The sequence below is a fragment of the Bacillota bacterium genome (genome assembly GCA_036504675.1).
Taxonomy (GTDB): Bacteria; Bacillota; Sulfobacillia; order JAJYWN01; family JAJZPE01; genus DASXUT01.
In genome coordinates, this window is record DASXUT010000073.1 from 1 (window position 1) to 8,858 (window position 8,858).

Genomic DNA, 8,858 nt, shown 5'->3' on the forward strand with positions numbered 1-8,858 from the left:
TCAGGGGTTCGGCCATGTTCGACAGGACCGTCTCCAGCTTGGTTTTCTCGGTCGACAGCCGGCCGATGGTCCCGGCCAGTTCGCTCGACATGGCGTCAAAGGCCTCGGCCAACTGAGCCACTTCGTCGTCGCCCTTGACCCCGAGTTTGTGACCGTATTCGCCGCGGGCGATGGCCTCGGCGGCGGTGGTCATCTGGCGAATCGGCCGGACGATTCGGGCGGTCAGGGCGAAAGCGATGACCAGCCCGAGGACCAGGGTGATCAGACCGGCTGAAGCCAGGTCCCGGAGGACGCTCAGGGCCTGCGTCCGAGGGAGGGCGACCGGACGCCTGGCGACCAAAAGGCCGAGGCTCTTGCCGGCCTCGCGGACCGGGGTGGCGAGAAGGAGCGATCGCTCGGCGAAAGGCTCTCGGATCGTCCATTCACGCGACTGATTGGCGGCGAGGGCGCGGCCGACGAGACTTGACGGAAGGCTCTGTCCGACCGAGAGGCCTCCCTGACCACCCTTGGCGAGGACCCGTCCCTGCGGATTGACGATGTAAATCTCGCCGCCCAGGCGGTCGGCGGCTGTGTCCAACTGGGCCTGGAAACGGGACTCCATGGTCGGCTCGACCGTCCGGCCGGCCAGCTTGGCCGTGGCCACTCGGCTGATGACCTGGGTCGTGGCCGCCATCTGCCGGGAGACCTCGGCCTGGTTGTACCTGAGCAGCAGGCCGAAGAGGGACGAAGCCCCGACGACCAGGGTCAGAAGGACGATGATCACGAAGGACAGGGTCAGCCGGGCACGGAGTGAATTCAGCATGGCGCCGCCTCGAACTTGTAACCGACGCCCCAGACGGTCTTGATGTAGCGGGGCTCCTCCGGCTTGGGCTCGATCTTCTCGCGCAGCCTGCGGACGTGGACGTCGACCGTCCGAAGGTCGCCGAAGTAGTCATATTCCCAGACCTGCTGGAGTAGCTGTTCCCGAGTGAAGACCCGGTGGGGATGGTTGACGAAGAGCCAGAGGAGGTCGAACTCCTTGGCCGGACAGGGCGTCACCGCTCCCTCCACCTTCAGCTCCCGGCTCTCGTGATTGACCGAGAAGTGCGGGAAGGTCAGGGCCTCCGACGGCTGCCGGCGCTCCGGGTTGGCCCGCCGAAGGACGGCCCGGACCCGGGCCACCAGCTCCCGGGGACTGAACGGCTTGGTCAGGTAATCGTCGGCCCCCATCTCGAGGCCGAGGACCCGGTCGACCTCTTCGTCCCTGGCCGTCAGCATGATGATCGGTAGGGAGCTGCTCTTGCGCACTTCCCGGCAGACCTCGCGTCCATCGAGCTTGGGCAACATCAGGTCGAGGATGGCCAGGTCGGGCGGTTCCTGCCGCAGGTTGTCCAGGGCGGCCTGCCCATCCTCGCTCTCCACCACGGTGAAGCCCTCTTTCTCGAGGTAGAGGCGGATGAGTTCGCGGATGTTCGGTTCGTCGTCCACGACCAGGATGCGCGGCTTATCCCCAGCCAAGCTTCGGACCCCCTCTGGCCAAACATAGCCTGCCCATGTTATCGGTCGAACCGGGCGCCGCGGTTAGACGGCCGGACGCCGCGGGCGCCGCGTGGACGGTTGATTCCTTCTCGGTCGGGCGGGCGGATTCCTGGCTGGTTGCCATCCCTTACCATGGCGCCGGATGTCCCGGCCGGCAGGGATACCCGGCCCGAGGGCGAAAGACGGGGAGAGATTGCGGGGTGATCAAATGAGCCGGCGCGACAGGAAGAAGCGAGGCAGCAAGTCCGCGGGGACGAGGCGGCCCCGAACGCGGTCCCTGCTCTGGGGCTTTGTCGTCATCGCCCTGGCGCTGGTGGCGGCGGTGGGCACGGTCCAAGCCGTCCGGGCCGCCCGGGCCCGCGAAGAAGCGGCCAGGGCCGCCGCCGCGGCGGCCGCGGCCGCCCTCCCATCGTACACGGCCAGTATCACCCCGTCGGCTGCCGTCGACCAGGGCGACTTCCTCGCCATCCGGGTCAAGGTGCGGCCAGGCCGGACCTTGACCACCGTCTCGCTTGGCGTCTTCGGGTTAAAACCGGCCGTCTTCCCGGTCGCCGCGGCGGGCGGCGGCATGGGTGGCGGCTCCGGCGGCGCGGCTGTCGCTCCGGGCGCCCCCGTCGCCTACTATTCTTCAGTCGCCATCGGCAGCGCCCGGGACCCCGGTCAGTACTCGGTCGACCTCCAGATCGTCGACAGCCGGGGGGTGGAGGCCAAGGAGTCCATCCCCTTCACCGTCCGCGCGAAGAAGTTCGAGGTCCAGCGGATGACCGTCACCGGCCAGAACGCCGCCCTGGTCTCGAATGACAAGGCCTGGGCCGACGACCGCGACAAGGTCAACGCGGCCAAGGCTTCCCCCATCCCCCAGGCTCTCTGGGACGGCCCTTTCATCCAGCCGGTCAAGGGCGAGATTTCGACCGAGTTCGGCCAGATCCGCTTCGTCAACGGGATGGAAACGGGTCGCCACTCGGGCGTCGACCTCGAGGCCAAGCTGGGGCAGCCCGTCCAGGCGACCAACGCGGGCGTGGTCGTCCACGCCGGGCCGCTGATCATCAGCGGGACGACGGTGATCATCGACCACGGTCTGAACTACTACTCCTCCTACAACCACCTCTCCAAGCTCCTGGTGGCCAAGGGCGACCGGGTCGCCAAGGGCCAGGAGATCGGCCTGGTCGGGTCGACCGGCTTCTCGACGGCGGCCCACCTGCACTGGACGATGACCGTCGGCCTGACGGCGGTGAACCCGTGGCTCTTCGTCGGCGGCCAGCCGCCCGGACCGTTGCCCGAGCCTTGAGCCCTGGAACCAAGAAGGCCCCGCTCCGCCAATGACTAGCGGAGGGGGGCCTTTTCTTTACCGATCCTGTCCGGGGCCTTGAGCCCGCTGGTTCGCGGCCTGAGCCCACTACGCTCGCCGCCAGTAGATCAGCGCCCCGATGACCCGGACGGCCGCGGCGGTAACGAACACGGGGATCAGACCGACCCGGTCGAGGAGGACGATGCCGACGGTCGGGGCGATGAAGTTGGCCACGCCGATGACCGTGTTGAAGACGGCCACCGGAGTGGCCCGACTCTCGGGCGGGCAGACGTCGAGCAGCCCGTTGAAGAGGATCAGGTTGAAGCCGGCGGTGGCGACCCCGCCCAGCAGCATGAGGGCGGAGATGTAGTACGGCGAGGGTGAGAAGATGTAGAGGAAGATGACCAGGGCAAACCCCAGTGTCGAAGCGACCAGGCCGAAGCGGTTCCCACGCCGGTCGGAGACCCTTCCCCAGAGCCGATAGGTGAGGACCGAGGTGAGGCCGGCGATGGTCGAGAAGAGGCCGATCCACGATTGTGGCAGGCCGAGGATCCGGACGAAGTAGACGGTGAGGACGGCCGCCGGCAGGTTCCAGCCGAAATGGAAGACGAAGGAGGCGACCGTGAAGCCGACGAACCTCGGCTCCCTCCAAAGTCCCCCCGAACCCCGCGGACGGCACGGCTGCTCCTCGGCCGACCTCGCCGGCTCCTCGTGGAGCCGTCCGAGGTAGTACATCGAGGCCATCAGGGTGGCGAACGACAGGACAAAGACGGCGACGTAGTTGTACGGGAAGGCGACGGCGTCAAGCCAGACCCCGGCGGCGAGGGTGCAGACCAGGGTCACCAGAGCGCCCATCATGTTCCGCTGGCTGAAGACCGACGCCCGGAGCGGGCCCGGGAAGAGCCTGCCCATCAGGGCCGTCCAGGACACGTTGGCCACCGTTCCCGGGAAGCTGGCCACAGCCAGTAGGATGACGAACAACCAGGCCTTGGTCATCCCCGTCAACGGGAGGAACGGGATGATCGCGAAAAGCAGGAAAGAGACGCGGTTGATGAAGGCCGAGATGAGCAGCGGGTCGACCAGGCGGACGTAGCGGTTGGCGTAAGCCGCGCCCGGGAGGAAGGCCAGCATCGTCACCAGAGCAGGGAGTGAGGTGACCAGACCGACGATGTAGTCGTTGCCCCCGAGCTTGATGGCGAAGACGCCATAGAACGGGAAAGCCAGGCCCATCATCACCGCGTACCACATACCGTCGAAGAGGCTGGCCCGGGCGTTTTGGCGAGTGACTGGTTCATCGATGAAGCTCTGATCGAAAGGCCGCATGCGATGATTATAGCACGATTCGCGGGCCCAGGCCCGGGCGCCCGGCCGGTCTTCCAGCCAATCCCGGTGCGTTCTACATCCCAGGTCCGTGGCATAAGACAAGACAGTGCCGGGGTCGAGCGCCGCTTTGCCTTGGATTGGGGGGTGCGCAGGCCGATGACCGGAGGCATCTTCGTCCCGGGACTGGCCGCCCAGTTCCTCCTGGTCGGCGTCTTCGGGGCCATCGTCTACGTCATGATCCGGCGGACGAGGGCCGGGCGACGGGTGGCCAAGATCCGGAAGATCCCCGGCCTCGAAGCCGTCGAGGAAGCCGTCGGACGGGCCACCGAGATGGGGCGCCCGGTGCACATGACGTATGGCCTGGGGGACATCGACGACGCCTCCACCTTCGCCTTCTGGGGCATGCTCGGGCACGTCGCCAGGCTCTGCGCCCGCTACGAGACGCGCCTCCTCCAGACCAACAACAACTACCTGGTGATGGCGATCAACGAGGAGGTCATCAGGCAGGCCTACGCGGAGAGCGGCCGTCCCGACGCCTACCGGCCGGAGGACGTCCGCTTCCTGTCGCCGTGGCAGTTCGGGTACGCCTCGGCCGTCCTCGGCATCTTCCAGCGGGAGCGGCCGGCGGCCAACATCATGATCGGCACTTTCCTGGCCGAGTCGCTGATCTTCGCCGAGGCTGGCCACGCCGTCGGGGCCGTCCAGATCGCCGGGACGGCCAACACCTCCCAACTGCCCTTCTTCATGGCCGCCTGCGACTTCTGCCTCCTCGGTGAGGAGATCTACGCGGCCAGCGCCTATCTATCCCGGGACCCGGTCCTGACCGGGTCGGTGGTCGGCCAGGACCTGGCCAAGATCTTCCTCCTTGGCCTGGTCATCCTGGGCACCCTGGTCGAGAACGGGTGGCCGCACAACTGGTTCTGGGGACTGCTCAGCCGATGACGGGGGGTGCGCCTTGGTGGCCCGCGAAGCCCTCTCGACCCTGACCGCGGCGGCCGTCCTGGTCGTGGTCTTCTCCCGCTACTTCGCCGTCGGCGCGGCCCTCGACCTGACCAGGACCACCGATCACTGGCTGATGCTGACCTACGCCGCCTCGGTCTTCGTCGGCGTCTTCAACCTGACCCGGCTGCACCTGGGCCGGCTTTCGCGGCGCCGCGAGACCTGGGCCTTCGACCTGGTGCTGCTGGTGGTCATGTATGGCTACATGGCCGTCGGCTTCGTCCAGGGCAACTCCGGAGCCACCTTCCGCTGGGTTTACAGCGCCGTCCTGGTCCCCTTGGACTCGACGATGTACTCGCTCCTCGCCTTCTACATCGCCTCGGCCTCGTTCCGCGCCTTCCGGGTCCGGAGCGTCGACGCGGCCCTGATGATGGTGGCCGCGGCCGTGGTCATGATCGGCAGCGTGCCCCTGGGCGACGTCATCTCCCCGGCCCTCCCGGCCTGGCGGGCTTGGCTGATGCGGGTGGCCCAGACGGCCGGCTTCCGGGGCATCCAGATCGGGGCCGGGCTGGGCGGGCTGGCGACGGCCTTCCGCATCTTCCTCGGCATCGAACGGGCCCACCTGCAGGCCTGAAGGGGCGGTGGCCGGGAGTGACGCACCGTTGGATCTATCTGCTCCTGGTCCTGGCGATCATCGTCCCGCTGGTCCACCCGCTGGGTCTACCGGTGACCCCGACCACCGAATCTCAGGACCTCTTCGACCTCGTCGAGAAGCTGCCCCAGGGTTCCCTGATCTATCTGGCCATGGACTTCGACGCCGGGTCCATTCCGGAGCTTCTGCCGCAGGCCGAGGCGGTCTTCACCCACGCCATGCGCCGCGACCTCAAGGTCGTCATCCACGGCCTGTCCGACCAGGGTGTCCTGATCGCCCGGGACAGCCTCCACCCCATCGCCTGGCAGTTCGGCAAGACCTACGGGATCGACTTCGTCAACCTCGGTTTCAAGCCGGGCGGCGGGATCGTCCTCCGCGGAATGACCGCCGACCTCTGGAAGACCATGGGCGGCGTAGACATTGACGGGAAGCGGCTTTCCGACCTGCCGATGATGAACGGCCTCCGCCGCCTGGACCGGTCGAGCGTGGCCCTGATCGTCGACTTCAACTCGGGCGGGTCGGCGATGGCCTACCGGAACTACGTCACCGAGCCGACGGGCATCCCCTTGGCCCTCGGCTCCTGCGCCGTGAATTTCAACGTCCAGCTGCCCTTCTACCGCTCCGGTCAGTACAAGGCCATCCTCAACGGCCTCCGCGGGGCGGCCGAGTACGAGGGGATGCTGGGCGTGGCCGGCAAGGCGACTTCGGCGATGGATGCCCAATCAACCTCGCACGCCCTGATCGTCGGACTCATCGTCCTGGGTAACCTGGCTTACTTCTTGGGCGGTCGACAGGGCGGCGGCCCGGGTCGGCGGCCGACATGAACAAGCGGCCCGCTTTGGGCCGCCCCGGGGGGATTGCTTACGGACGCCGTCGAGACCCTGACCAGCCACCTGGTCCCGGTGGCCATGACCCGCCCCCAGGTCTGGGTGGCGGCCATCTGCACCCTGGCCATCTTTAGCTATGTCTGGAAGGAGAACCCCGTCTTCCGCTTGGCCGAGTATGTCTTCGTCGCCCTGGCGACGGCCAACGGCGTGGTCATGGTGTTCGACAGCTTCCTCAAGCCCTTCTTCCGCAACGAGATCGCCGAGGGCGGGCACTACCTCCTGCTCATCCCGTTCGCCGTCGGCCTGCTCATCTACACCCGCTACCTCCCCGGGCTGGGCTGGCTCAGCCGGATCCCGATGTCGATCTGGGTCGGCTACGGGGCGGGCTACGTCCTGGCCTGGTCCCCCCAACCCCTCTTCGTCCAACTGCGCGATACCTTCGTCCACTTCTACCAGACCTACCCGGGCGGCCCGCGAGCGGGCCACTTCTGGCTTGGGGCGACCGTCAATCAAGTCCTCTTCTTCGTCGGGGTGGTCGGCACCCTGATGTACTTCTTCTTCACCGTGGAGAGAAAGGGCCGCCTGATGCGGTGGTCTTCATCGATCGGGCGGTGGACCATCATGCTGGCCCTGGGGGCCGCCTTTGGGACGGCCGTCCAGGGCCGGATGTCGCTACTCATCGGGCGGATCCAGTTCATCCTCGGAACCTGGCTCGGGTGGCTCAAATGAGGTAAGGGCCGCGCCCGGTCAGTGCTCGACGGGCCAATCGGTGTACTTCAGACCGGAGCCGGTCAGGGCGACGACGATGGTCGCCCCGGCGACCAACCGACCGGCCGCGACCAGCCGCTCATAGCCGAGCCAGGCCGCGGCACTCGTCGGCTCGACGAAGAAGCCCAGACTGGCTATGCGTTCGGCGGCCGGGAGGATGTCCTCGTCAGGGACGGCGATCGCCCCGCCTCCGGTCCGGCGGATGGCGGCCAGGACGTCCACCCCCCGCGGCGGTCGGGCCAGGGCAATGCCTTCAGCCACGGTCGGGCCTTTCTCGACCGGCTCGGGGGCGTCAAGCCCGAGTTCGAAGGCCTTGACCACGGGGGCGCACGGCTCGGCCTGGACGGCCCAGAGCCGCGGCAGACGGTCAATGAGGGCGGCCCCCAAAAGGTCGCGAAAACCAAGGTCGGCCCCGACCAGCAGGCTGCCGCCACCGACCGGGAAGACGCAGTCATCGGGGGCCACCCCGCCGCACTGCTCGAAAACCTCGTAGGCCCAGGTCTTGACCCCGGCCAGGAAATACGGGTTGACGTTGTGACCAGCGTAGTAGGCCGTCCCGGCGGCCTTCAGGGCCGCTTCGGCGGCCCTTTCGCGCGCCCCCCCGACGGTCACCAACCTGGCCCCGGTCTGGGCGATCTGGGCCAGCTTGCCGCGAGAGGCACCGGCCGGGGCGAAGATCGTGCAACCGAGGGAGTTGCGGGCGGCGTAGGTGGCCACCGAGGCCCCGGCGTTGCCCGACGAATCCTCGATGAGGGCGGCCACCCCGAGCTCCCGGAGACGGTTGATCATCACCGCGCTCCCCCGGTCCTTGTAGGACCCCGTGGGGAGGAGATAGTCCAGTTTGAGCCAGGGGGGCGGCGCCGGTCGATCGGTCCAGGCCGGGACCAGGGGAGTCAGCCCTTCGTCGTAGGCCCGCGCGCCCTTGAGATCGGCGATCGGCAGGAGCTCCCCGTAGCGCCAGAACCCCCGGGGCCAGACCTGAGGCCGGGGCCGGGCCTCTGGCTCAGGCGGCAACCGCAGGCCGTTGAATGTCCTCCGGACGGCCTCGGACGGGGGTGGGACCAGGCCCAGGGAACCGCCGCAGGCACATCGCCAAGCCTTCGTCCCGGCGTCGAGGGCCCGTCCACATTCAGTGCAGAAAAGGGAGATCGGGGTCCCCATCGTCCACCTCCGGAGTCGTCCAGTAAGGCCACGGCCGGGTCGGCCGGACCTCCCCGGGCACGGCTTCAATCGCCCAGACGAGGCCGCGCCAGAGGTCCCGGACCCCGGTGATGGTGAGCCCGGCCGGGGCGAAGTAAAGCCCGGTCCGGCGGGCCGGGTGGTCACCGATGGCCAGGTAAAGCAGGGGGTCTAGCAGTCTCAGCGGGGCCGCTTCCAGGGGGCGTTGGCTGAGCATGTGCTCGATCAGGAGGATCCGGCCGTCCGAGCGGCAGACCCGCCTGGCCTCGGACAGGCCCTTCGAAGGGTCCGGGACGGTGCAAAAGACGCAGGTGCCGATGACTGTGTCGAAGCTCTCGTCGGTGAAAGGCAGCTCCTCTACGTT

10 protein-coding genes are annotated in these 8,858 nt (G+C 67.9%); 5 read left to right on the forward strand and 5 right to left on the reverse strand.

Annotation, left to right across the window (positions count from 1 at the left end):
- On the reverse strand, nt 1-802 hold an 802-nt coding region (locus VGL40_05605), incomplete at its 3' end, for a HAMP domain-containing protein (GenBank protein HEY3314745.1).
- The gene (locus tag VGL40_05610; GenBank protein HEY3314746.1) at nt 796-1,497 is read right to left on the reverse strand and encodes a response regulator transcription factor; all 702 of its coding nucleotides are present in this window, start codon (nt 1,495-1,497) and stop codon (nt 796-798) included. The genes VGL40_05610 and VGL40_05605, both read right to left, overlap by 7 nt.
- Before the next feature lie 229 nt (nt 1,498-1,726).
- Here VGL40_05610 and VGL40_05615 point away from each other — a divergent pair, with 229 nt between their 5' ends.
- Nucleotides 1,727-2,806: a M23 family metallopeptidase gene (locus tag VGL40_05615; GenBank protein HEY3314747.1), complete on the forward strand. Its 1,080-nt coding sequence runs from the start codon at nt 1,727-1,729 to the stop codon at nt 2,804-2,806.
- Between the two features lie 108 nt (nt 2,807-2,914).
- On the opposite strand, the gene VGL40_05620 is transcribed toward VGL40_05615, so the two are convergent.
- Nucleotides 2,915-4,129, reverse strand: coding sequence for an MFS transporter (locus VGL40_05620; protein ID HEY3314748.1), 1,215 nt, complete (start codon nt 4,127-4,129; stop codon nt 2,915-2,917).
- A 156-nt stretch (nt 4,130-4,285) separates the two neighbouring features.
- Here VGL40_05620 and VGL40_05625 point away from each other — a divergent pair, with 156 nt between their 5' ends.
- From VGL40_05625 to VGL40_05640, 4 genes are read left to right on the forward strand one after another with little or no spacing between them, the layout of a single operon-like run.
- The gene (locus VGL40_05625; protein HEY3314749.1) at nt 4,286-5,071 is read left to right on the forward strand and encodes a DUF6754 domain-containing protein; all 786 of its coding nucleotides are present in this window, start codon (nt 4,286-4,288) and stop codon (nt 5,069-5,071) included.
- A gap of 16 nt (nt 5,072-5,087) precedes the next feature.
- Nucleotides 5,088-5,702, forward strand: coding sequence for a hypothetical protein (locus VGL40_05630; GenBank protein ID HEY3314750.1), 615 nt, complete (start codon nt 5,088-5,090; stop codon nt 5,700-5,702).
- A 17-nt stretch (nt 5,703-5,719) separates the two neighbouring features.
- Complete coding sequence (locus tag VGL40_05635; protein ID HEY3314751.1) at nt 5,720-6,544, forward strand: hypothetical protein; 825 nt, start codon at nt 5,720-5,722, stop codon at nt 6,542-6,544.
- 33 nt (nt 6,545-6,577) lie between these two features.
- The gene (locus VGL40_05640) at nt 6,578-7,276 is read left to right on the forward strand and encodes a hypothetical protein (GenBank protein ID HEY3314752.1); all 699 of its coding nucleotides are present in this window, start codon (nt 6,578-6,580) and stop codon (nt 7,274-7,276) included.
- Between the two features lie 18 nt (nt 7,277-7,294).
- On the opposite strand, the gene VGL40_05645 is transcribed toward VGL40_05640, so the two are convergent.
- Nucleotides 7,295-8,476, reverse strand: coding sequence for a threonine synthase (locus tag VGL40_05645; protein ID HEY3314753.1), 1,182 nt, complete (start codon nt 8,474-8,476; stop codon nt 7,295-7,297).
- The coding region (locus tag VGL40_05650; protein HEY3314754.1) for a class I SAM-dependent methyltransferase at nt 8,445-8,858 on the reverse strand (414 nt) is incomplete at its 5' end. The genes VGL40_05645 and VGL40_05650, both read right to left, overlap by 32 nt.